This window comes from Sorangium sp. So ce363, assembly GCF_051520435.1.
Lineage (GTDB): Bacteria > Myxococcota_A > Polyangia > Polyangiales > Polyangiaceae > Sorangium > Sorangium cellulosum_B.
This window is the reverse complement of the sequence record NZ_CP150333.1, coordinates 4,085,996-4,109,694: the sequence shown is the minus strand read 5'-3', so window position 1 is coordinate 4,109,694 and position 23,699 is coordinate 4,085,996. Positions and strand designations below refer to the sequence as shown.

The following is a 23,699-nucleotide window of genomic DNA, read 5'->3' as shown; positions in this document are numbered from 1 at the left end:
CCGCGCGTGCAGAAGACGCGCGTCTACCTGTCGCCGGGCATGTTCGGCTTCGCGACCCTCGCCTCCCTCGAGTATTTCGAGCACTTCATCCGCGCGATCGAGGAGCGGTTCCGCGATCGCGGCCGTATCGTCGAGATCCACGTCTGCGAGGTCCACCCGACGGCCTCCATCCTCCGCCGGGCGGCGAAGCTCGCCCGCCTCGTGGACGAGAGCGCCGGGGACGACGACGGCCCCATCCACATCGTAGGCCACTCGACCGGAGGCCTGGACGCTCGCCTCGTCGCTTCGCCGACGGCGCGGCTCCCCGGGAACGCTCACCGCCGGCTCGGCTGGACGAGCCGGCTGCGGTCCGTCACCACCATCAACACGCCTCATTTCGGCACCCCGCTCGCCGCCTTCTTCGCCACGGTGAGCGGCCAGCGCCTGCTCTACGCCGTCACCGCGCTGACGGTGGCCGGCCTCAAGCTCGGCGCGCCGCCGCTCGCGGCCGCGTCGGCGCTGGTCGCCGCGTTCGGCCGGGCGCAGCTCGGCTTCTTCGAGATCGAGCTCATCGATCGCGCGGTCGAGAGCTTCATCCGCGTGCTCGACGACGCCTCGAGCCGCGAGCTGCGCGCCTGGCTGAAGCTCTTGCGCGACGACCAGGGCGCCATCGTCCAGCTCATGCCCGAGGCGATGGATCTGCTCCACGCCGGCCTCGAGGACCGCGCGGGCTTGCGGTACCAGAGCGTCGCGACGTACGCGCCACGCAACGCCGTCCGCGACTGGGTATCGGCGCTCCGGTCGCCGTGGGGAGCGATGTCGGCTGCCATCTTCACCGCGCTGTCGAACATCACCGCCCGCCTGAACGAGCACTACCCTTGTCGCTCCCATGACGGCTCGATCGAGCAGAAGCTCGCGCGCGTGCTCGGCGAGCTGCCGCCGCCGGACGCCAACGACGGCGTGGTCCCGCTGGCCTCGCAGGTCTGGGGGGAGCTCATCTGGGCCGGCAAGGCCGACCACCTGGACATCGTCGGCCATTTTCCGGGCAAGGGCGGGCACATCGACTGGCTGGCGAGCGGAGCCCGCTTCAATCGCCTGCGCTTCGACGCGGTGCTCGACCGCATCGTGACCGGGATGGTGGCCGGCGAGCAGAGCGGCCTGACAGAGCATGCGGCGGCGCCGCCGCGCCCGCTCGCGGAGGCGCGCGCATCGGAGCGCAGCGTGGACGTGGGGCAGAGCAGCGCCTCGACGAGCTCGGGCGGCGAGCCCGCTGCGTGAGCCGCGGCGGCGCGGCGCGCGCGCTCGATCTGATCACGGCGGAGCTCGTCGAGTGCCGGCGCTGCCCGCGGCTCGTGGCGTGGCGCGAGGACGTCGCGCGAGAGAAGCGGCGCGCTTACCGGGACCAGACCTACTGGGGCCGCCCTGTGCCGGGCTTCGGCGATCCGGATGCGCCGCTCGTGATCGTCGGGCTCGCCCCGGCGGCGCACGGCGGGAACCGCACCGGCCGCATGTTCACGGGCGATCGATCGGGTGACTTCCTCTACGCGGCGCTCTATCGAGCGGGGCTCGCCTCGCAGCCGACGAGCACCTCGCGCGACGATGGGCTCTCGCTCCGGGGCGTGTTCATCACCGCCCCCTGCCGCTGCGCTCCCCCGGACAACAAGCCCACGATCGCCGAGCTCGCGGCGTGCCGCGGGTGGATCGACCGAGAGCTCGCGGCGCTGCATCGGGCGCGCGTCTACCTCGCGCTCGGCAAGATCGGCTATGACGCCGTCGGCGCGCTCGCCCGCTCGCGCGGCGCGTCCGCGGGGGATCGCGCGGAAGCTCACCCACGCCTCCCGCCGTTCGCGCACGGCGTGGAGGCGGCGATCCCCGATCCGCGCGGCGGCGCCAGGGCGGCGCTGCTCTTCGGCAGCTACCACGTCAGCCAGCAGAACACGCAGACGGGGCGGCTCACCGGCGACATGTTCGACGAGGTCCTGCGCCGCGCCGTCAGCGCGGCGGGGCTTCGCGCCCCCGAGCGATCCGGACGTTAGTCCTGCTTCGAGAGGAGCTTCTGCAGATCGCCCGACTGGAACATCTCCGTCAGGATGTCGGAGCCGCCGATGAACTTCCCGTCCACGTAGACCTGCGGGATCGTCGGCCACTGCGAGTAGTCCTTGATGCCTTGGCGCAGCGAGGGATCGGACAGCACGTTGACGTCCTTGAAGTCCACGCCGCACTTTTTCAGGATGTCGACGGCCCGCGCCGAGAACCCGCATTGCGGGAAGGTCTTGGTGCCCTTCATGAAGAGGACGACGCGGTTGCTCTCGACGGTATCCTTGATCGCCTGGTGGATGTCGCTCATGGCTCGTTCCTGATCTCCCGCCGCGAGCGGGATCGCCCATTGTTCAATCTACACAGAAGCGGCGCGTGACTGCCGGGCCGCACGCCGTGGCGTGCCGGCGGGGCTCGCGACGGGACCGCGCTGGGCTCGCCAAGCAGACCACGTGACCGCCCCGCCCCGCGCGGTTGTGAACGGGGTTTCTGGTGTCGCCCTCCGCCCGCGTCAACTGGGCTGGAGCGCCGCAGGGGTCAGATGGACGTCTGCAGGGACCAGTGTATCCTCGGGCGGGTGCGCTGACGGCTTGGTGCGTCTTCGCAAGGGACGGGGGCGGTAGGCGGCGCCGGCCAGGCTCAGCGCATCCATCGGGGGGCTCGATGGCCACGGCCGTGCGGGGACACGGCGGGCGATCGACACACCACGCGCGCCGGCCCGCGAACACGGAAACGTCGAACGCTGGTCGACAACGTGCTCCAGGACCTGTGTACCCACGCCGCGGCGATGCCGCTTTCCGCTCGCTGAACGCGCATCGTGCCATCTGCACCGCAGCGTCTGGCCTTGCGCCGCCAAGTCGTTGTAGAACACGCCCCCACCTCGGCCGTCTTACCGACCGTGACCAGCGGCGGTGAGCCGCCGCGGGTGCGGCGAGCGTCCCATTGTCGCGGCCTCACCCGCACAACCCTGAAGGAGCCTCGTATGCGCTTGCACGTCCTCATCCCAGCGGCCCTGCTCGGCCTCGCGCCCCTCGCCTGCGGCGGCAGCGACCCGGAGCCGAACAACCCGTCGCAGATGCAGAACCAGTACGGGGCGTCAACCCAGTACCCGCCCGGACAATACCCGCCCGGACAGTACGGTCAGCCCACCCAGCCGGGCCAGTACGGCCAACCCACCCAGCCGGGCCAGTACCCGCCGCCGGCCACCACGACCCCCACCCCGACGCAGACGACGCCGACCGCAACGGGCACGAGCACCGGCCAGGCGACCCCGATCGCGCCTGCCGCGGTCAGCGCAGCGACCCCGGTCCTCACCGCCATGGCGGCCTCCGAGGTCCAGGGCATGCAGCCGGAGGGCGGCGCGTTCGCCGGGCAGTTCCAGGACGGCCAGACGCTCGAACAGCCGTTCAATATCCAGCCGGGCAAGTGTTACTCGGTGATCGGCGTGGGCCTCGGCGTCCAGGAGCTCAACCTGCAGATCGTCGCGCAGCCCGCGCCGATGCTGCCGCCCGTGGTGCTCTCCCAGGACAACACCACGGGACCGAACGCCACGCTCGGTGGCAAAGGCTCTTGCTTCAAGAATCCGCTCCCCGTGGGAGGCCCCGCGAAGGCCGTCATGACCGTCCGGGGCAGCGGCCTCGCCGTCGCCCAGATCTACGTGAAGTAGTCGCGTCCCTGCGGGCCGGCGCCGTTTGCCTCACGCATCGAGGCGCGGCGCCACCGCTCGCGCCTCGGGCCCTCCGTCGTACGTTTGCCCCTCCACTGTTCGCCGGGGGAGATGCAAGGTACACTCCAAGGGTGAGCTTGCCTTGGAAGTACTCGGCTCCCTGGATCGCCATCGTCGGACTGGCGTCCTGCTCTTTTCGTATGGCCGATGAGTCGACGGGCGGCCCCGATATGCCCGGGGACGCCGCTCGACCCACCGTCCTGGCGTTCGAGGAGGAAGGTACGCTCCAGCTCGTGCCAGGGGAGCTGCGCACGGTCTGGGTCACGGGGCAACCGCCGGCGCCCTACGAGGTGAGCTTCACCCTCCTCGGCGAAGCTGCAGGTGCATGGGTCGACCGCACGACGGCCGTCGCGGACGAAAATGGCAGGGCCTCGGTTCAGCTCCACGCGTCGACCCTGGGAAGCACGTTTCGGCTCCGCGCCGCGACGAAGGGCGGGCCGTCCGCGGAGCTCGGAGTTTCGGTGAGCGCGGAGGGCTTCGGCACGCTCCGCGTCATCCCGGTCTACGAGGGGACGCGCGTCGCGAAGGACTGGACGGCGAGCGTCGTCGCGGAGGCCACCTGCGAGGAGATCGCAGCCGCTGCGCCCGAAGCACCCGTGGGCGCGCTCGTGGCGCACGGCGGTCCAGACGAACCGGTGGTCGTCGAGGGCGCGCCTGTAGGGCCGAGCCTTACCGTCGCTCTGCACAGCGGTCGGATCGTGTGGGGTTGCGTGAGCGAACGAGAGCTGCAGGCCGGCTCCGCGCGCGACGTCTGGGTCCCGATCAAGGACCTGCCGATCGATATGGCGGCGACGCGTCTCGACACGAAGCTGACTTTCGTGACGGCGGAGGGGCTGACCGCGATGCTCGAAGCAGCGACCGAGCAGCTGCTCGACGCATTCTTGCCTGCCGGCGCGGAAGCCGCGTCCCTGCTCGACGCCATGCAGCGCGCGGCGCCGCCGGACCAGGCGCGCGCGTTTGCCGCGCAGCGGATCGAGCGTGACTGGGACGCTGCAGCACAGGCGCACCTCGCCGCGCTCCCGCTCCCCCTGCGCGACAGGTGTCGTGGATGGGCGCGTACCGGGCTCGCGGGTACGCCGCTCGCGCTCGACGGCAAGCTGAGCGGCGTGGCAGACATGCAGGGACGCGCGCTCTTCGAGGCGAGCTGGCTCGGCAGCGTGACCTCTGACAACGCGAGCGTACCACCGGCACATTTCATGTCATGGACGGCGGATCCCGGCGACGTGCTCCGGCTCGCGGGGACGCTGACGTGGTCGCCAACCCGAACCATCGGCGGAGTGACCGGGCTCGGGGTCGCAGCGGAGGCGGCCGCGGAGTCCGTCCCCGCAGCGCTCGCCGCTGCTGCAGAGTGCCACGCGCTCGGCGAGCTGCTCGGCGGCTACTCCGACTGCACGAGCGACTGCATGGCGATGCTGTGCGCTGGCGGGCTCACGCTCCTGTGGCGCGCTGGAACCGAGGCATCGGAGACGGCCGGGATGATCGGCGAGATCGTCGTGAACGCTTCAGGCCCTGCGCAGCTCAACAGCTCCGCCGCGCCGATCGCATGGACGGCCGACTGGCTCGGGACCATCCGCTACGGAGAAGGCGAGGCGGTCGGCGTCGAGGGACGGGTGAACGCCGTTTCGCCGGAGGCCATCACCCACTAGCGGATCATCTGGCGGCGTCCTTCGGCTCGCAGCGCAACCGCCACCTCCGGCCCGTTGCGCGCTCGGTCGCAGCGAGCGGGATCGCGCTGGCGCCAACGTCGTTCTGCTTCTCGGGTGCCTTCGAGAAGGCGCCCTGCAGCCTCACCGCCATCGCCTCGACGCACGCGCTGCCTGGATCCAGGCGAAGCCGGAACTCGGCGCCGTCGACGGAGGGAGCGCTTCCGCCGACGTCGAAGCTCGGCGAGCCCTCCAGGCTCGTGTCGAGGAGCCAGCCGTCCTGACCCGGAGCGCAGCGCTCGAGCCGTATATCCGCGAGGTCCTTGCGGCCGAGCGGCACGGCCTCGCCGAGCGCGCCGGTCTCACGGTCGATCGGGAGCACGTGCCAGGAGCCGGCGCGCACGCCAGGGTCGGGAGCCGCCGAGATGAGCAGGCCGACGCCGCCGCCCAGCGCACGCCGGACCAGGCGCGGAGGATCCACGCCGTAGCCCGTGCGGCCAGGGCGATAATAGGTCGCAAGCTGCCGCGCGATCCCGAGGTCGGCGCGCCACAGCGCCACGACGTCATACGAGCCGCCGGGCGTCACGAAGAACCACGTCTCGCCGAGCCGCACGGCGCCGTTCGGAAACGGCCGGAGGAAATTGCCGGCGCGGCCTGCGCTGTCGCGCAACGGAAGGATCGGCAGCCCTTCAGAGGCTGCGAACAGGCTGCATCCGGCGCCCCGACACACGTGGGTCAGCGCGGCCCGTCCGCCAGGATCGAGGTACGCGCCCCAGGACGCCGCCCCCTGAGTCACCACCCCGAGCGCCTCAGCGGCCGACGCCTCATCCGACCAAGGCGAGGCGCTCACGCCGCTGGAACGCACCCCGCCATCCGGGTCGAAGCGATCGTCGAAGCGGAGGAGCCAGCGCCCGGCGCGCGCCCAGTCTGCGCCTCGCTTGCCCCATGCGTAGGCGCGCATCGTCACGATGTCGTACGGAGCCCCGTTATCGAGGCCGATCTCGTCCGCCCCACGCTTCGGCGGGGGCGTGTTGCGGAAAGGAGCCCACGGCGACGTCGGAATCTCCGTCGACGCCGAGCGCGTGACCGACGAGGCCGGGCGCGCTCCCTCGGCGCGCGCGGAAGGCGCGGCGGGAGGCTTGTCCGGCAGCGGTGGCGTCGAGGAGCCGAGGGCCTCGCAGCGCATCGCGATAGGGCTCCCCGCGCGGAGCGGCGTCTGGAGCACCGGCGGCGGCTTCGCCTCGGCGAGATCGTCCGGCAGCGCCGTCTTGCCCCAGCCGATCCGGATCCAGCCCCTGAAGACGCAGCCGACGGGGCCGCACGCGCGCGTCCTCGACGCCGCGGTGTCGTCGTCCCGCTCCGGCAGATCGAGCGAGCGCCAGGTCATGCCGCCGTCCGTCGACTCGGCGGCGCGCTCGCCTTCTCCGAGGGAGAACGCGAACCGCCCAGACAACAGCGCGCCCGTGCCGTCCTGGCGCGGCGCCCCCGCGGTCACCTTCCCGCTCTTCGCGTCGATCCGAACGCCCACGATCGGGCCGCCTGCCTCCACCCAGCCGCCGATGACGCCGGGCTCACGCTCCTCGAACCCTTCGATCCACATACCGCGCTGCAGATCGCGCGCGGTGCTGCGCGGCTTGGGCGGGAGGATCAGCGGGACGGTCGTGACGTCGCTCCCCTTGAGCAGCGTGAGCTGCCCCGACGCGTCCAGGCGAGGCGGCGAGAGGACGGCGATGCGGCCGTCGGACAGCGCGACGACGCGCTCGATGCCGACGTCTCGCGCGGGCGCGCGGACGTGGATCTCGCGGGTGCGCCCGTCGGCGGCGACGACGCAGTACGCACGCCCGGCGCGCACCGCGCTGTCTTCGCTGCAGGAGCCGCGGATCACCAGCGCGCCGTTGCCGCTCGCGACCACGAAGCGGGGCTCGTCGAAGCGCATCAGCCGGCGCATGCCGAGCGGCGGCTGGAAAGCGTACAGGGTCGTCGGCCCCTCGCGCTCGCCGCACACGAACCCGAACGACGCCCCCGCGCGGATCGCATGGCAGGCCGCCTCTCGCTCCGGATAGGCGTCGGGCGCGACGTCGATGACCGCCCCGTCGCGCAGCGAGACGCGCGCCAGGGCGCCGCCGCGAGCCACCACCGCGGTCGTGCTCGAGTCGGGCCACCCGTCCTCGACCGCGGCGCGGAGCGGGCGCCTCCCGAGAGGCCCCTGGGCGCGCGCCGGCGGCTCCAGCACGTCGTCGGAAGCATCCAGCGTGCGGTACGTCACGCCGCCGCGCGCATCGACCGCGTAGAGCCCGCTCGCGGTCATGACGGCAGGATCGCCGCCGACGACGGCGACAGAGGTCGGCCGCGCGTCGATCTCGACCTCACGCCAGGTGGCCCCGGCGTCGAACGTGACGAGCAGGCCGCGCAGATCGGCCTCGACCAGGGCGCGCCATCCGTCGGCGAACGCGATCTGACCGTACGTGCTCGCCGGTGGGAGCGGGCCGAGCGGCATCGCCGCGCCCGTCTGCGCGTCGATCGCGAGGAGCCGGTGGCTGTGCGAGAGCCGAGCGTAGAGGCGATCGAACCCCGCAAGGATCTCGTTCGCCTCCGACGGCAGCTGGACGAGCGGCTCGAGCGGGGCGAGCCACGCCTGGGCCCGCCAGAGCTGCGCGCTGCCGCGGTTCGAGGCGTGGAACAGGTACCCGCCACCCAGGCGCGTCGGCAGCTTGAGCGAGGTGACCTGACCTGACGGCAACAGGTCGGCGGCGCGCTCGAGCGATCCGTCGTCGTGCGCGACGACGCGCATGCGATCGATGAGCACCCGCTTGGCCCCCGCCTCGCTGGCCACCACGCCGCGCTCTCCGACGAGATCCGGGAGCAGCCGCGATGGAGTGACCATGGTCACGAGCGCCCCCTGCGAGGATCGCCCGCCCGGAGCCGGGCGCGACGCTTGCCCGGAAGCGCTGCGATCGCGCGACGCCGGTCCTCCGGAGGGCGCCATCGCCGCCTGTCCACCGCACCCTGCCGCGCTCGCGCAGAGGAGCAGCGCCATCGTGGAGCGCCGCGCCGCGCCCGGCATCCGCCGAGGAACCGGCGCGCGCAGCCGCCCGTCGGGCTCACTCATGACGGACGATGCTAGCGCGGCGGTCCAGGCGCCGCACCGTCCTTGCAGGCGCCCACGCCAAGGTTCAGCCGCGGCTCGCGTCGTGCGTGTCTGCAGCGGCTGGCTCACGCCGGTCGCGCATCGCACGCCCAGCGCCGGAGCAGCCGCTGCACGCGCGGCTCCGGCGACGAGGATCTCCGCTCACCGATCGGACGACGGCCGACGCGCGTTCACTTGCCCTTTGCGGAGCACTGCATCGCGCACATCAGATCGCCGACCGCGCACCCGCAGCCGCCGCGCTTCGCGGGGGCCGGAGCGGCCGGCGCCGGGGCGGCCGCAGCAGGCGACTGCTTGCCTGCGGTGCTGCCGCCGGTGCTCGGTCGCGACGGGGGCCTCGTGTTCGGACGCGCCCCTGCTGCCGTCGGCGTGGCGCTCGGCGCGGCGCTCGCGACCGGCTCTGCCGTCGCGGTCGCCGACGCCGTCGCCGACGCGGTGGGCGCCGGCGCCGGCGCCGTGTCGAGGGGCGCCGTCGTCGCCGGCGCGGCGGCCGTGGGCGGCGCGGTCTCGACCGCGGTGGGAACCGGCGTGCTGCCCCCGCCCTTCATCAGGAAGAATACACCTGCGATCGCGATGCCCGCGATCGCGATGCCCGCGGCGATGATCAACGGGGCGCGGTTCTTAGAAGGGGCCTCGCCGACGTTCGGCGGCGCGACCGACGGCGCTCGCGCCGTGGTCACGATCGGCGCGCTGAGCTGGAACAGGCCGCCATCGTTGGCGACGATGCTCGCGACGGGCGACGGCGCTCGGACGCCAGCTCCCGACGCGAGGGCCTTCAGGTCGATGAGGCCGGAATCGTCCGAGGCGCTGACGGCCGCCCGCGCCGGGGCCGGAGCGGCGGCCTTCGCCGTGAGGGCGCTCAGCGAGAACAGCATCGAGTTCTCGTCGCGCTGGCCAGGCGCGGCGCCGCTCTTGAAGAGCGGAGCGCTCGTGGCCACGTCGTCGGAGCTGGGTCGGTGCGCCTCGACGCCCGGGCTCGCGCCGAAGAGATCCTGCGTCGGACGCGCCGGATCGCGACGCACCGCCGCTGCTCGAGGAGCGGCCGCCGCGACCGACTCGACGCCCGGGGAGGTCTGCCCGAGGGCCGCTCCCCCGCTGGGCACCGACGTCGACTGCACCGGCGCCGCCTCCTGCGCGGCCACGGAGGCAGGAGCGCTGCCTGCATGCAGGGCCGCGACGATCGTGTCGATCTGGCCGAGCGGCTGCCAGTCGGCCATGCCGTCCGCCCAGACGTACGTCTCGGCGTTGATCACCCCCGACTGGTAGCTCGTGACGATCTCGGCCAGCGCCATCGAGCGCTGATCGCCGTCCGCCACGTTGACCAGGTACGTCGTCCCGTCATTCGGAACGCTCGTGCCGGAGACCGGATCGGCGAGCCCGCCGTTGGTCGTCACGCCCGAGCTGTTCACGAGGATCGTCGCGCCGCATTTGCGGCACTTGATCTTGACGGTTCTGCCTTGGACCTTCTCGTCCGAGACGGTGTATTTCGACTGACAGGACTGGCAGGTGATCTTCATTGGGGGCTGGCCCGCTGGGGTGTAGTGCCGGCGAGGCGTCGCGTAGAGTTTACCTTGATGCCGCGCCGGTGGCCCGCTCTCTGACGTGCCAGTCGCGCGTCTGATCTCGCAGCTCCGCTTTACGATAGCCGAGGTCGTCGTCCCTTCGTAAAGCACAAAGGGACGGACCTCCGACGGGACCGTTGTCGGGGTGCGGCGCAGCAGCGCGCAGGTCGGGCTCCGGAGTGCGACCAGCCGCCTGGCGGCGCGGCTCAGGCGCCCATCCGCGCGGGGAGGCGCCTCACACTCGACGCGCCCGCGCGACCCGTGATTGCTGCCGTACTGCGAACCTGCGGTGTGGCGGTGTGAGCTCGCGGCGCGGCGCGGTGAGGCCTCGCGGCGCAGAGCGGCAAGGAGGCTCCGTCAGGCGTCGCCGCGCGCGGAACCGAGCTCTTCCAGGGCGGGCTCGTCGGTGACGACCGGCACATCGTCGACCGGGTCTTGCGGCTCGGCGCTCTCGCTGTGCCCCTGGGCCTCGTGGCTCCCCACGTGCTCCCCGTACGCCTGCAGCTTCGAGTACAGGCCGCGGCGGCTGATCCCGAGCACGCGGGCGGCGCGCTGTTTGTTGCCGCGCACCGCCTCGAGGGTCAGAAGGATGAGCTTGCGCTCCGCGTCCGCCAGGCGCGTTCCGACCGGAAGGCGCAGCACGAGCGGGTGCTCGGCCGCTTCGCCGGCGTCCCGCGACGGCTCGGCCTCGTGCGTGCCCGCCTCCCCCGGCCTCCGCGGCATCGAGGCTGGGCCGATGGAGGACGGCACAGGCTGCGCGCCGACGTGCGACGGCACGGGCTCGGAGGGAACCACCAGGTCGGCGGCATGAACGATCGGCACCGAGAGCGGCTCGGCCGGCTCGGCGGGGACGACCGGCGCCGCCACCCTCGCCGACGGGATGCTGTCATAGGAACGCCGGCCCGAGCGCCGCTCGATCCGGCCCTGGCCGAGCTGGACGTCGTTGGCCGAGACCAGCTCGTTCGAGGCGAAGAGCGCCGTCTGCTCGATGACGTTGCGCAGCTCGCGGACGTTGCCCGGCCAGTCGTGCTCGGCCAGCCGCTCGACGGCGGCGTCCGAGAGGCGGCGGGCCGGGGTGCCGTAGCGCTTGGCGAACTTCAGCAGGAAGCGCTCGGCGATGGGCAGGACGTCCTCCCTGCGCTCGCGCAGCGGGGGCAGCGTCACCGTGAACACGTTGAGCCGGTAGTAGAGGTCCTCGCGGAAGACGCAGTCGTCGACGAGGTCGAGCAGGTCCTTGTTCGTGGCGGCGACGACGCGGACGTCGGCCTCGATCTCCTTGCGGCCGCCGACGCGCGTGAACCGGTACGTCTCGAGCACGCGGAGGAGGCTGACCTGCACGGCCGCGTCCATCGTGCCCACCTCGTCGAGGAAGACGGTGCCGCCCGCCGCCGCCTCGAACTTGCCCTCCGCGGCCGCGAACGCGCCGGTGAACGAGCCCTTCTCGTGGCCGAAGAGCTCGCTGCCGATGAGCTCGCGCGGGATCGCGCCCGTGTGGACCGGCACGAACGGGCCCGCGCGGCGGCGGCTCCGGTTGTGGATGGCGCGCGCGACGAGCTCCTTGCCCGTGCCGCTCTCGCCGACGATGAGCACCGGCGCCATCGTCGCGGCGACGCGATCGATGCGGGTGAATACCTCCCGCATCCGCGGCGAGCCGCCGATCATCCCCTCGAACACGAGCTGCCCATGGAGGGGATCGTCGTCGTCGAACTCGGTCGGCGGCGACGAGAGAAGCTCGCGCACGAGCAGCACGAGGCGCGCCGGGTCGAGCGGCTTCTGGAGGTAGTCGGCCGCTCCCAGCTTGAGCGCGTCGACGGCGCTCGTGATCGACGCCGCGCCGGTGACCATGACCACGTGGGGCGGCGGCGCCTTCGGCTCGGGCCCCTCGAGCTCGCCGGGCGAGAGCCGGCGCATCAGATCGACCCCCGTCATGCCCGGCAGGTTGAGATCCGTGACGAGCACGTCAGCCGGCGTCCGCTGGTGGATCTCGAGCGCTTGCTCGCCGCTCGACGCAACGACGACGTCGAGCCCTTCATGGCGCAGCACCGCCTCGAGGATGGCCGCCTGATCGGGCTCGTCCTCGACGAGGAGCACACGGCCGTGATGGCTGTGGCTCCGATGCGGCGAGCGCGCTTGTCCGCGCGGAATTGCAGCTGAAACTGCGTTCGGTCCCAAAGCTTCCCTCCCAGCTCGGCGGACGGACGGCTCGGCCCCGTGCGAGTTGAAACGTGCCGTTAAACTTGTACCTCGCGGGGGCCTCGTATCAACTCGGGAGTTGCCTCCTTCTCGAGTGCAAAGCCCCCCTCACATACCGTCCGCGACATGCCGTGCCTGCCCGACGGATGTGGCGCCCCTGGCTCACTGACTCCTGTGGTGACACGCCGCCGCGCGCATCACCAGCGCTCGATGATGCAGCATGCGATGCGATCGGCCAGCGCCATGCACGTAAGCATCGGATTCACTGCAGGACTTCCAGGAAAGATGCTCGTGTCAGCGACGTACACATTGTCCAGATCGTGGCAGCGCCCCTCCTCATCGACCACCCCGTCCCGCGGGCGCCTCGACATCCGCGCCGTACCGAAGGCGTGATTCGCCGCGGTGATCGTGTCGCGCCCGTCGAGCCGTTTGCTCTTCAGGATCTCGGCTTCTTTCGGCGACGTCAGCTCGTCGGGCACGCCGTGCAACCCGGGCAGTATCGACGAGGCCCCCGCCGCCCAGCAGATGTCGGACAAGATGCCGAGACCGCGCTGGATCTTCTCGACGTCGCGCGGCGCGTAGTCGAATCGCACATCAGGGTCCCAGCTGCCGCGCTTCGGACGCACCGTCCCGCGCGACTGCTCGGCTGCAATGATGACGTCGAACGGCGCCATCCGGTTGTATGTCCGGAGATGACGCTGGTAGTCGTGCCCGAGGCCGGGAAATCGCGCGGCGAGCACGGCCGGCGGTGACCAGAGGACCTCCAGCTTGATCCCTTGCTCGATGAAGTGGAGCGAGTGATAGCCCTGGGTCGCGCCCTCCCATGGATCGATGGGCTCCGGGAACACCGCCATGATGGCGAGCCCAGGGTGGAGCTGCAGCTCGTTGCCCACATGGCCGCTCGAGCCGGCGGCGCCGCTGCGGAGCAGGATGAGCGGGGTCGCCATGCAGCCGGCCGCGAGCACGACGAGCTCCGCCCGTATCTCGACGGGCGCCCCCTCGCGCCAGGTGAACGGCTCGATCGTGCGCCCGCGCATCCCGGCGGCGCGCCTGCCGGAGAGCAGCAGGTGCTCGGCGCGCACGCTTGTGAAGACGCGCGCGCCCGCCCGGATCGCGGCGGGGACGTACGACACGTCGGTCGACATCTTTGCGCGGTTGCGACACCCGGTGAAGCATTCGCCCGAGCCGCGGCAGCCGCGCACGTTGCGGTGGGTCGGCTCGCTCGACAGCCCCAGCGCGTCGCAGCCGCGCTTGAAGCGCAGGTTGCGCTCGCCCTGCACCTCCATCGGCGTGGGTGAGACGCCGAGCAGGCGCTCGACGCGATCGTAGTGGGGCAGCAGCGCGTCCAGGGTGAGCGAGGACGTGCCGGTCCGCTCTGCCCACTTGTCGAACACCCAGGCGGGCGAGCGCGCGCAGATGGCCGAGTTGACGACCGAGCCGCCCCCGAGCGCGATCGCCTGCATGGTCGGGATGAGCATGCGCCCGCGGGCGGCGCGCATCCCCCCCTCGCGCAGCGTGCGCGAGAGCGACTCGCCCGGCTCCTGGCGGAAATCCTCCACCCCGAACGGCGGCCCCTCCTCGACGAGGATCACGTCGCGTCCCGCCTCGGCGAGCTCCTTGGCGACGACCGCGCCGCCCGGCCCCGAGCCGACGACGAGCACCTCGCACGACGCCCGCACCTCGCCCTCGTAGTCGGCGAACACCTTCACCTGCGAGCGCGGCTCGTCGGGCGCGAGCGGCTCCACCGCGCCCCTCGATCGGAGCGTCGCCTCGGAGAGCGAGCGCCGCTCGCCGCGCTCGCGGCCCACGGCGCGAGGCGGCTCCGGGAAGACGGGGAGCTTCACGCCGTCACCCCCGGCGCGAGCGACGGGGGCGCCGCGGCGGCGGGCTCACCCGCCGCTCTCCCGGCGGCGCGACGCTCGAAGGGCGTGGCGCAGCAGGCAACGCCGATCGCGCCGGCGACCTTCTCGTTCGCGAGATACCCCATCGAGAGCATCGTCCGCAGCGAGAGGAACGTCACCCGCCGGAGGTAGATGCAGCTCTGCGCCATCGACGCGAGCACCGCGATGCGATCGGCCTGCGGGAGGCGCGTGAAGCGTGCGCGGCGCGGCCCGAAGACCCAGGGCGAGAGCTCGACGAAGTGGAACAGCAGCCGCATGTAAGGCCGGAGAGGCCGCGGTGTGCGCGCGACGTAGCGGTCCACGTACTCGACCAACCCGGCCTCCGTGCCGGAGACCGGGATCGGGCCCCCGGCCGGGAACAGGGCGTCAGCGCAGGCCGCCACGATGGCCCGCTCCTTCACGGACAGCGCGGAAGAGGGCGCACCGGGGGCCGACGCCCTGCGCACGAGGAAGACGGCGGCGAGGGCGAGCGCCGCCAGGACAACGACGGGACCGATCACGGGCAGGTGCGCAACGAGCTCGCTCATCACTCGACTCCTTCCTTGTCAGCACGGGAAGCCGTCGCCGTGGCTGCCTCGACAGCGTAGCCCTACAGTCAGAGTGCGCAATTTCGTTCGCACTGCGTCCGGGTGTTCGCACACCATCCTGTCCCGATTTACGCAGCTCGACGTTGTGGCTGTGACAATCGCGGTATGGTCGGCGCCCGATGAGCGACGAGCCCGTGACCGCAGTGGGGAGGAGCGAGGAGGTGGGACACGACGAGTCCATCGAAGGCGAGGAGCCGTCGGGAGCCGAGCGCCACACCTCGCCGGCGCGCGATCTTCGAACCTGGCTCGCTGGCGCTCCCCTCCCCGCCTCGCTGGAGCTCACGCTCGGGCTGCTCGCGCCGATGGTGATCACGATCGCGGCTGCGCTCCGCGTCGCGAGCTTCACGATCGACGACGCGTACATCTCGTTCCGGTACGCGGAGAACCTCGCGAACGGAAACGGGCTCGTTTACAACGTGGGCGAACGCGTCGAGGGCTACACGAACTTCCTCTGGACGGTGCTCCTCGCCGCGGCGGTGAAGCTCGGCGCGGCGCCGGCGGCGGCGTCGAAGGTGCTCGGCGCCGCCTGCGCCGCAGGTGCGCTCGTCCCGACCTACCTCCTCTCCCGGCGGCTGCGTCCGTTCTCGAACGTGCCCTGCCTCGCGACCTGGCTGCTCGCGATGAGCGTCCTCTTCTCCGGCTACGCGGTGTTCGGGCTGGAGACGCCGCTGTTCCTCCTGCTCACGCTCGCGGGGACCGAGCTCTTCTTCCGCGAAGAGGACGCCGCCAGCGACGACAGCGGCGCTCGGCCCGCGCTCGTCTTCTCATGGTTCCCCTGGTTCCCCTTGTCCGGCGCGGTGTTCGCGCTCGCCGCGCTCACCCGCCCGGAGGCGCCGCTGTTCCTCGGGCTGCTCGTCGTCTGGCACTCGGAGCAGGCGCTCTCGCGCCGGAGCGTGCTGCGCCTGGTCGCGTTCGCGCTCCCGGTCGCCGCGCACCTCGTGTGGCGGCACAGCTACTACGGCGCGTGGCTCCCGAACACGCTCGCCGCGAAGACGGGCGACTTCGCGCAGCAGATCCAGGGCGGGGGCGACTACGTCCGCAAGTACGCGCAGCACGCCGGCGCCTTCCTGTGGCTCGGGATCCTCTCGGTCGCCTCATCCATCGTCCACCGGCGCCGGAGCGGCCTCGCGATCGCGTCGATCGCGCTGCTGTTCGGCGTTTACGTCGTCGCGGTGGGCGGCGACTGGATGCCTTATTTCCGGTTCCTCGCGCCCGCGGAGCCGTTCGCGTTCCTGCTCGCCGACGACGCGGTCCGCGCGATCGCCGCGCGCCGCGAGCGCGTGGCGTCGCTCGCGATCGCGGCGTTCGGCGCGATCACGATCGCGACCCGCGCCGGCGAGCTCGTGCGGGCCCAGCGGAACCTCCTCGTCAACGACAAGGGCTTCTGGGACGACGCCGCAGGGCGCTCCGCGGAGTGGCTCGTCCAGAACGCGGAGCCTGGCCCCATCGCGCTCGCCGACATCGGCTACGTCGGTTACCGCACGGGCTTCCCGGTCGTGGACATGCTCGGGCTGCTCAGCCCCGAGGTCTCCCGCCTGCCGGGCGCGTACACGCACAAGGTCGGGGCCGGCTACACCGACGCGATCTTCGCGAAGAACCCGCGTTACTTCTTGCTCATCTCCTCCGGGATCGACTGCAAGACCCCGACGGTGCCCTCCTCCCGCGCCTCGTACGAGGACCCCAGGTTCAAGGCGGACTACAGGCTCCGCCAGGTCATCGCCCTCCGGAAGGGCGGCGCCTGGTGCATCTATGGGAAGGCGTCGTATCCCTGACGATCGCGCCGACGCAGCGCGCGCGTCGCCGGAGCGCGCGCCTCATCCCGCGCTTCGCCTCGCAGCCCCTTCGCGCCGCGCCTCACGTCCGCGCCGGCGCTCCTCCTCGCTCCGCTTCCGCGTCGGCCGCGCGGGCCGCCCAGAAGGCGCGCACGTCCTCGATACGGTCGGTCCGGCGTGCGTCGGGCAAGCTGTCGAGCAGCACGCGGCCGTAGCCGCGCGTGCGGATCCTGCGGTCCAGGATCGCGACGATGCCGCGATCGGTCCGCGCGCGGATCAGCCGGCCGAAGCCCTGCTTCAAGGTGATCGCGGCCTGCGGCACGCTGTAGGCGATGAACGGGTTGCCGCCGCCCTGCTCGATCGCCGTGCACCGGGCCGCGACGACGGGATCGGTCGGCACCGCGAACGGGAGCTTCTCGATGATCACGAGGCGCAGGGCCTCGCCGGGGACGTCCACCCCTTCCCAGAAGCTCATCGTCGCGACGAGCACCGCGTGCCGCTCTGCGCGGAAGCGGCGGAGCAGCGCGCCCTTCGGCGCGTCCCCCTGCACGAGCAGCGGAGCCTGCCGCCCCGGAGCGCTGCCGTTCGCCCGGGCGACCGCCGCGGCGCGCCCGAGCCGGACGCGGAGGGCCGCGGCGAGCGCGTTCATGGCGCGGATCGACGTGCAGAGGAGGAACGCGCCGCCGCCCGTGATGCCGATGAGCTCGGCCGCGCGATCGGCGGCCCGCTCGACGAACGCCGCGTCGGTCGCCTCGGGGAGGTCGCGCGGCGTGTAGAGCAGCGCGGCGGTCGGGTAGTCGAAGGGCGAAGGGACCTCGAGCTCGTCGACAGGGACCGACACGTCCTCGTCGAGGCCCATCCGCGAGCGGAGGAAGCGGAACCCCGCCCCGGCGGAGCCGCCCGTCGTCAGCGTGGCGCTCGTCAGCACCACGGCGCCGATCCGCTCGAAGACGTGCTCGCGCAGCATGTCCCCGAGATCGACCGGCGACGCGCCGAACGAGACGGCGCGGCCGCGAACCTCGACCCACGTGACCTGGTTCGTCGCGGGGTCGACGATCCGCGCCGCGTCGTCCCGCAGCTGCGCGGCGCGGTTGCCGACGAGCTGCACCGCCTCGCTGATCGCGTTCGCGCTCGCGTAGGCCGCGAGCGCCTCGAGGTGGTCGTCGAGGCGGTGGTACGCGTCGAGCAGCTCGCCGGACCAGGCGTCCCTGGCGAGCGGGCTCCGGGCTTCGCCGCGATCCCCGCTGCCGGCGGCGCCGCCCAGCGAGGCGAGCCGATCGAAGAGCGCGTCCGCGGACTCGCGCACCACGGCCGTGATCGCCGTCCCCTCGCCCCGCCCGAGGATGCGATCGGCGAGGCCCGACGCGATGAAGGCCCGGTCCGCGTCGCGCAGCATCGAGTCGACCCGCGCGCGAGAGACGCGGACGCCGAAGAAGCCCGTCGCGATGTCCTCGAGCTGGTGCGCCTCGTCGAAGATGACCGCGTCGTACGGCGGGAGCGCGCCGGCGCCGGCGAAGCCGCGGCGCGCTCCGGCGATCTTCAGCGCGAGATCCGCGAAGAAGAGGTGGTGGTTGACGACGAGGAGGCGCGCCGCCTCGCTGTCGCGCTTCATCCGCGTGACGAAGCACCTCTCGAAGTACTCGCACGAGGCGCCGAGGCGCGTCTCGCTGGACGACGCGACCTCTCGCCAGAGCGGATCCCCCTCGGCGAGGTGGGCGAGCTCCGCGACGTCGCCCATCTCGGTCTCCTGCGCCCACGCCTCGATCAGCGGCAGCGAGCGCCCCGCGATCCCGGCGCCCGCGCCAGGGCTGGTCCGGAGCTCGCTGAAGCGCCGCAGGCACAGGTAGTTGCCGAGCCCCTTCACCAGCGCCGCGCGCGGATCCAGCCGGAGGTGCTCGGCCACGAGCGGCAGGTCCTTCGTGTAGATCTGGTCCTCGAGCGCCTTCGTCGCGGTCGAGACGACGACCTTGCGACCGCTCAGTATCGCGGGCACCAGGTAGGCGAGCGTCTTGCCGGTCCCGGTGCCCGCCTCGCAGAGGAGGATGCGGTCCTCCGCGAGCGCCCGCTCGACGGCGCTCGCCATCGCCACCTGCCCCTGTCGGTCCTCGTACCCGTCCAGGCCACGCGCGAACGGGCCCGAGGGCCCGAGCAGGCTCGCGGCGCGGTCAAAGGGCATCGCGTACCGCTCAGCGCGGCAGGGCAGTCTTCTCCAGCGAGAGGGCGAACCCCACCTCGCTGACGGCGAGCTCGAGCGACGCCACGCGCTTCTCGAAGTGGACCTCGCACCACGTATCGAGCGTCCGCTCGGCGTCGCCGGGGTCGCGGACGTGGCGGAGGGCGGCCTCGGCCTCGGCGTAGCCACGCGCCACGGCAGGCTCGGCCATTCCGCGCGCCCGCTCGAAGAGCTGCTCGTCCGCCGCACCCGGGAAGTCGTTGCGCTGGGCGCGCACGACGAACCCGACCCGCAGCGGCTCGGCGCCCACGACGATCCCCGAGTCCATGAGGAGGTTCTCCCGCACCCGCTCCGCGACCTGCACGGCGTCGCCCCGGGTGCGGTAGACCTCGAATCCGGCCTGGAGCAGGGCCTTCTTTATCTCCGCGGGTGTCGGCATCTTCCGCTGGTTTCCGGCTACCCCCAGCTGTCAGCAGGAACATCCATCGCAAAATTGCGGGTGCCTCGTCAAGCCGACAGCGCCGACCACGTGTGGCGCTCTGGCGCGCCGGCGCGCTCCTGTGGGCTCAGGAGCTCGATCGCGGCGATCTCGAGGGGCCTCTTTCCAGGCCCCCCAGACCGTTGATGCCCTCCCGAGTCTCCAGACCATCGAGGAAACACACCCCGACGATCGATCCATCGGGCTCGTCCTGGACCCACATTATCCTACCCGGACGTGGGCTTCTGCCGTCGAGCCAGACCGTCAGCTCGGTACCGGGATCGAGTGAATTTTCTATCACCACCCTGAGCCCGCCGACGCTCACGTTCAGCGTCCAGCCGGCGACGGCGCGCTCGCCGGTCTCCAGGCGTACCCGTTCGCTCAGCTCGCGGCGTGGGCTCCTGCGACGGTTGGCCAGGAGCTCAGGTGGAATCTGGAGTGACGGGGGTGTGAGGGTTCTGCGTCGAATCACGAAAGAAAATTACAAGCACACGCCGTGCCCGGGGGACAGAATTGTGGACTCCGGTCGATATTCAGCATGGACGGGAGCTGCGTCCTGCGCGGTGCACGAGGATGCGCCCCCTACGGCGGCCGCTCAGTGCGCGTCGGCGTGGTCGGGCTGGTGGCCGGAGCCGTCGCTCGGTTCCTCGAAGACGGAGACGGGCTCGAGCAGGGACAGCTGCTCGCGCTTGATGCCTACGCCCTTGTCGGAGAAGAAGAGGTCGTTCTCCTGAAGCCGCGAACGCACACGGGCGATGAACAGGATAGGCATGCCCGCCTGCGTGTAACCGAGCTGCACGAGCGTGCCCTTCGGCCAGTTGCCGCCGTCGAACGCGAGCTCCTTGCGAAGCGTGTAGAACCCTTCGGCGGGGAGGCGCTGCAGGGAGTCTGCCCACGTCGTGCCCCGGAACGCGACGGCAGGGCCGTGGAAGTGCCAGCGGTTGTGGACGTTGTGGTCGGGCGTCGTGACCGTCGGCAGACCGTTGTCCGAGTGGTTGTGGAAGGAGACGAGGGTGCCAGCAGGCACCTTGTCCTCGTGTCCGGGGAGCGGCTTTGTCGTCAGGTAGAGGCCGCAATCAGGGAGCTGTGACTTCGAGCTTGCCATGGCATGTGCCCCTAGCCCCGCTCCCGACCGCCGTAAAGACACGCCGTCGACGCCGTGCTATGCCGCGCCAGGCCAAGGCGGGAGGCCGCTCGAAGAGCGAGCGGCGCACGCCCCGGGAGCGAGCCCTTCGTGAACAGACTGAGCCAAATCTTCGGCGCCGCCATCATCATCGCGATCGCCGTCGTCTTCATCGTCCAGTTCCGCCCGAGCACGGGGCCCGTGCAGTCGGCCGGGAGCACCTGTGCGGTCGAGGTCCGAGGCAGCTGCATCTCCTCGATCGACTTCAACGCGTCGAAGAACCTGCTCGCGATGCGGAGCGTCGACGAAAACCGCCTCCGGGCGATGGGTTACCGGCGGCTCACGGCGGAGGGGCTCTACGAGCGGTGGCTCCTCAACGAGGACGCGAAGCGCCTCGGGATCAGCGTCTCGGACGACGAGCTCACGAACGAGCTCGTGGCTGGCAGGGTGCATGTCTCGCTCCCGGCAGACAAGATCCGCCAGGTCGGTTACGCCCTCAGCCTCCGGGAAGACCTCACTCGCTACCTGGACGTCCGCAACCGGCAAACGAAGAAGTTCGACAGCAAGCAGTACGAGAAGCAAATCCGGAACATCACGAAGATGAGCCCCACGGACTTCCGCGATTACCAGCGGAAGGAGCTCATCGCCGCCAGGATGCGCGAGCTCATCCGGGCGCGGGTCCGGGTCGGCGAGAATGAGGCGTTCGAGCAGTTCTCGCGCGAGAAGTCCACCAGGACGCTCGCCTATGTGCGCTTCGACCGGCGCTTCTACAGCGATCTCATCGTGGACACGTCGGAGAAGGCGATCCAGGCCTGGGCCGACAACAACAAAGAAGAGCTCGACAAGGCCTGGGAGGGGCGGAAGGCGCAGTATCAGCCCGAGTGCCGCGTCGCCCGAGTCCTCGTGGTCGAGGTGAAGCCCGAGGAGGCCGAGCAGGGGCCGGAGGCGGGCAAGGCGTCCGCGAAGGCGCGGATCGAGGGCGCGGTCCAGCGCCTCAAGAAGGGCGAGAGCTTCGCCGACGTGGCCCGCAGCGCGAGCGACGATCCGAGCGCGGCGCGCGGCGGCGAGCTCGGATGCGTGGCCAAGGGGCGCCTGAGCAAGCCTGTCGAGGACAAGCTCTTCGAGATGAAGGCGGGCGATGTGTCGGACCTCATCGAGACCGAGGACGGCTTCCACGTGATCAAGCTCGAACAGATCGCGAAGGACGCCGAGGCCGAGAAGATCGGCCGGCAGGAGACGGCGCGCGATTTCTACATCGCCCACGAGTCGGAGCGGCTCGCGGCCGAGGCCGCGAAGCAGGTGCTCGCCGCCGCAGCGGGCGGCAAGTCGCTGGAGGACGCGCTCGCCGCGTACATGGCCCAGCTCACGCCGGCGAATTCGAAGGAGAAGGCAAGCGCGAAGGAGGGTGCCGCCGCGCCGGGCGCAAAGGCGGGCGGCGGGGCCGCCGCAGCGAAGCAGGACGGCAACAAGGACGCGGGCGCGAAGGAGGGTGGCCAGGCCGAGGCCGGGGAGGCGCGAGCTCCCTACACGATCGCGACGCACCCGAACCGGCCCACCGTCGAGACGAGCCTGCCGTTCAACGTCTCCGGCTCACCCGTCGCGGACGCGAAGGACAGCACCGAGGCCGCGCGCATCGCCTTCCAGCTCGACAAGCCGGGCGACCTGCCCAAGGACGTCGTGGCGCTGGCGAACGGTTATGCGGTGATCCAGCTCAAGGAGAAGACCTCTGCGAGCCAGGAGCAGTGGGACAAGGATCGCGAGTTCTACACGTCGGCGATGCGCGCCGCGAAGCAGAACGACGCGCTCATCGGGTACGTGCGCCGGCTGAAGTCGACGATCGGCAGCGAGGTGAAGTACGACCAGAACCTCCTGAAGGAGTCCAAGCCAGCCGAGGATGGCTCCGGCGAGCCGCCGCTGCCGCTCGAAGACGAGGGGGAATGACGTCGCTCCCGCTGCGTGACGCGCGCGACGTCGTCCTCTCGAACGGCCTCAAGGTCGTCCTCGTCCCGCAACCGCACGTCCACCGGGCGGTCGCCTCGCTCTACCTGCGCGTCGGCTCGCGGTTCGAGAGCCAGCAGAACAACGGGATCTCCCACTTCCTGGAGCACATGGTGTTCCGGGGGACGCCGACGCTGCCGACCGCGCACGCGCAGGCGCTCGCCTTCGAGCGCCTCGGAGGGACGCTCTACGCGGCGACCCACGTCGACCACGGCGTGATGAGCATCTCCGTGCCGCCGACGAACCTGGAGCCGGTGCTCGCCCTGCTCGGCGAGGTGGCCACGTCGCCTCGCTTCACCGCGATCGAGGTCGAGCGCGGCATCGTGCGCGAGGAGATCCTCGAGGACCTCGACGACGAGGGGCGCGACATCGACGCGGACAACAACGCGCGCGCGCTCATGTACGAGCGACACCCGCTCGGGTTCACGATCACGGGCGACATCGAGGCGCTCGATCGCTTCGACGAGCCGATGCTGCGCGCCCACCACGCCCGGCACTACACGACGGCGAACGCGGTGCTCTGCCTTGCGGGGCGGCTCGATCCCGAGGCGTGCGCGCGGGTCGCCGAGCGGCACTTCGGCGCCATGCCGCGCGGCGAGCAGGTGCCCGCCGCGCCGCCGCCCAACGGGCAGAAGAAGCCGAGGTTCCGCTTCATCGAGAACCAGTCGAGCCAGACCGATCTGCGGATCGCGTTCCGGGGCGTGAGCGAGCGCGATCCGCGCGAGCCCGCCGTGGAGATGCTGCTCCGCGTCCTCGACGACGGCATGTCGACGCGGCTGTACGAGCGGATCTGCGATCGGCTGGGCCTCTGCTACGACGTGTCGGGGATGTTCGAGGCCTACGAGGACGACGGGGTCGTCGACATCGCCGCGGGCGTCCAGCACGACCGCGCGACCGTGGTGGTCAGGGAGATCTTCGCGCTGCTCCGCGAGCTCGCCGAGGTCGGCCCGCGCGAGGACGAGCTCGCCAAGGCGCGGGACCGCCACCTCTGGTCGGTGGAGGCGATGCTCGACGACGCCGACGCGACCGCCGGCTTCCATGGGCTCGCCGCGCTCGCCGACATCACGCGCACCCCGGAGGCGCGGCACGAGGAGCTCGCGCGCGTCAGCGTCGCCGATGTGCGCGACGCCGCGCGCATGCTGTTCCGGCCAGAGCGCCTCACCGTGGTGGCCGTGGGCCTGCTCCGCTCCTCGGAAGAGGCGAAGCTGGAGAAGGCCGTCCGCTCGTTCGGTTGACGCAGCGCGAGCCAGGCGCCGCGGCGCACAACGACAGCGACGATCGCAGAGGAAGCGGAAGGAGCCCCGGAAGGAGGCGGCCGTTGAAGGCCGCCCCCCCGTGCGCATCGCTGGACACGGCTGCTCGCTGCACGGGAGCCTGCCCCG

At 71.6% G+C, this 23,699-nt stretch carries 17 protein-coding genes; 7 read left to right on the top strand and 10 right to left on the bottom strand.

All coding sequences use genetic code 11. The annotated features are described in order from the left end of the window. Positions 1-6 precede the first annotated feature (6 nt). The gene (locus WMF12_RS15675) at positions 7-1,257 is read left to right on the top strand and encodes an esterase/lipase family protein (protein WP_437872334.1); all 1,251 of its coding nucleotides are present in this window, start codon (positions 7-9) and stop codon (positions 1,255-1,257) included. Further along, a complete protein-coding gene (locus WMF12_RS15670) occupies positions 1,254-2,015 on the top strand; it encodes a uracil-DNA glycosylase (RefSeq protein WP_437872333.1) in 762 nt (253 codons plus the stop codon). Before WMF12_RS15675 ends, WMF12_RS15670 begins: the two co-directional genes overlap by 4 nt. Here WMF12_RS15670 and grxD read toward each other — a convergent pair. Further along, on the bottom strand, positions 2,012-2,326 hold the full coding sequence (gene grxD, locus WMF12_RS15665) for a Grx4 family monothiol glutaredoxin (RefSeq protein WP_437536647.1): 315 nt from the start codon (positions 2,324-2,326) through the stop codon (positions 2,012-2,014). The two genes, WMF12_RS15670 and grxD, sit on opposite strands and share 4 nt — an antisense overlap. 672 nt (positions 2,327-2,998) lie before the next feature. On the opposite strand from grxD, the gene WMF12_RS15660 reads away from it, so the two are divergent. Then, on the top strand, positions 2,999-3,682 hold the full coding sequence (locus WMF12_RS15660; RefSeq protein WP_437872332.1) for a hypothetical protein: 684 nt from the start codon (positions 2,999-3,001) through the stop codon (positions 3,680-3,682). A gap of 131 nt (positions 3,683-3,813) precedes the next feature. After that, positions 3,814-5,388 (top strand): hypothetical protein, encoded by a 1,575-nt coding sequence (locus WMF12_RS15655; protein ID WP_437872331.1) that lies wholly within the window; start codon positions 3,814-3,816, stop codon positions 5,386-5,388. Positions 5,389-5,392: 4 nt separating this feature from the next. Here WMF12_RS15655 and WMF12_RS15650 read toward each other — a convergent pair whose 3' ends face one another. The 5 genes from WMF12_RS15650 to WMF12_RS15630 all read right to left on the bottom strand — a co-directional run bounded on the left by WMF12_RS15650 (position 5,393) and on the right by WMF12_RS15630 (position 14,713). Beyond that, positions 5,393-8,494, bottom strand: coding sequence for a hypothetical protein (locus WMF12_RS15650; RefSeq protein WP_437872330.1), 3,102 nt, complete (start codon positions 8,492-8,494; stop codon positions 5,393-5,395). Positions 8,495-8,703: 209 nt separating this feature from the next. Then, a complete protein-coding gene (locus tag WMF12_RS15645; RefSeq protein ID WP_437872329.1) occupies positions 8,704-10,047 on the bottom strand; it encodes a zinc-ribbon domain-containing protein in 1,344 nt (447 codons plus the stop codon). A gap of 402 nt (positions 10,048-10,449) precedes the next feature. Then, positions 10,450-12,183, bottom strand: a complete 1,734-nt coding sequence (locus WMF12_RS15640; protein ID WP_437872328.1) for a sigma-54-dependent transcriptional regulator — start codon at positions 12,181-12,183, stop codon at positions 10,450-10,452. 299 nt (positions 12,184-12,482) lie between these two features. After that, positions 12,483-14,129 carry a GMC family oxidoreductase N-terminal domain-containing protein gene (locus WMF12_RS15635; RefSeq protein WP_437872327.1) on the bottom strand — a complete coding sequence of 549 codons (1,647 nt, stop codon included), beginning with the start codon at positions 14,127-14,129 and terminating at the stop codon, positions 12,483-12,485. Next, positions 14,126-14,713: a gluconate 2-dehydrogenase subunit 3 family protein gene (locus tag WMF12_RS15630; RefSeq protein ID WP_437872326.1), complete on the bottom strand. Its 588-nt coding sequence runs from the start codon at positions 14,711-14,713 to the stop codon at positions 14,126-14,128. Before WMF12_RS15630 ends, WMF12_RS15635 begins: the two co-directional genes overlap by 4 nt. Positions 14,714-14,892: 179 nt before the next feature. On the opposite strand from WMF12_RS15630, the gene WMF12_RS15625 reads away from it, so the two are divergent. After that, positions 14,893-16,545, top strand: a complete 1,653-nt coding sequence (locus tag WMF12_RS15625; protein ID WP_437872325.1) for a hypothetical protein — start codon at positions 14,893-14,895, stop codon at positions 16,543-16,545. Positions 16,546-16,627: 82 nt separating this feature from the next. On the opposite strand, the gene WMF12_RS15620 is transcribed toward WMF12_RS15625, so the two are convergent. The 4 genes from WMF12_RS15620 to WMF12_RS15605 all read right to left on the bottom strand — a co-directional run bounded on the left by WMF12_RS15620 (position 16,628) and on the right by WMF12_RS15605 (position 20,301). Then, positions 16,628-18,721, bottom strand: a complete 2,094-nt coding sequence (locus WMF12_RS15620; RefSeq protein ID WP_437746444.1) for an ATP-dependent DNA helicase — start codon at positions 18,719-18,721, stop codon at positions 16,628-16,630. 10 nt (positions 18,722-18,731) lie between these two features. Beyond that, complete coding sequence (locus tag WMF12_RS15615; protein WP_437746443.1) at positions 18,732-19,157, bottom strand: hypothetical protein; 426 nt, start codon at positions 19,155-19,157, stop codon at positions 18,732-18,734. A 127-nt stretch (positions 19,158-19,284) separates the two neighbouring features. Beyond that, positions 19,285-19,668, bottom strand: a complete 384-nt coding sequence (locus WMF12_RS15610) for a PilZ domain-containing protein (RefSeq protein ID WP_437872324.1) — start codon at positions 19,666-19,668, stop codon at positions 19,285-19,287. Between the two features lie 123 nt (positions 19,669-19,791). Next, the gene (locus WMF12_RS15605; RefSeq protein WP_272098187.1) at positions 19,792-20,301 is read right to left on the bottom strand and encodes a hypothetical protein; all 510 of its coding nucleotides are present in this window, start codon (positions 20,299-20,301) and stop codon (positions 19,792-19,794) included. 129 nt (positions 20,302-20,430) lie between these two features. Here WMF12_RS15605 and WMF12_RS15600 point away from each other — a divergent pair, with 129 nt between their 5' ends. Together WMF12_RS15600 and WMF12_RS15595 are read left to right on the top strand one after the other, a co-directional pair. Next, positions 20,431-22,260, top strand: a complete 1,830-nt coding sequence (locus WMF12_RS15600; protein ID WP_437872323.1) for a peptidylprolyl isomerase — start codon at positions 20,431-20,433, stop codon at positions 22,258-22,260. Next, positions 22,257-23,552, top strand: coding sequence for a M16 family metallopeptidase (locus WMF12_RS15595; RefSeq protein ID WP_437746440.1), 1,296 nt, complete (start codon positions 22,257-22,259; stop codon positions 23,550-23,552). The genes WMF12_RS15600 and WMF12_RS15595 overlap by 4 nt, the downstream gene beginning before the upstream one ends. Positions 23,553-23,699: the final 147 nt, after the last annotated feature.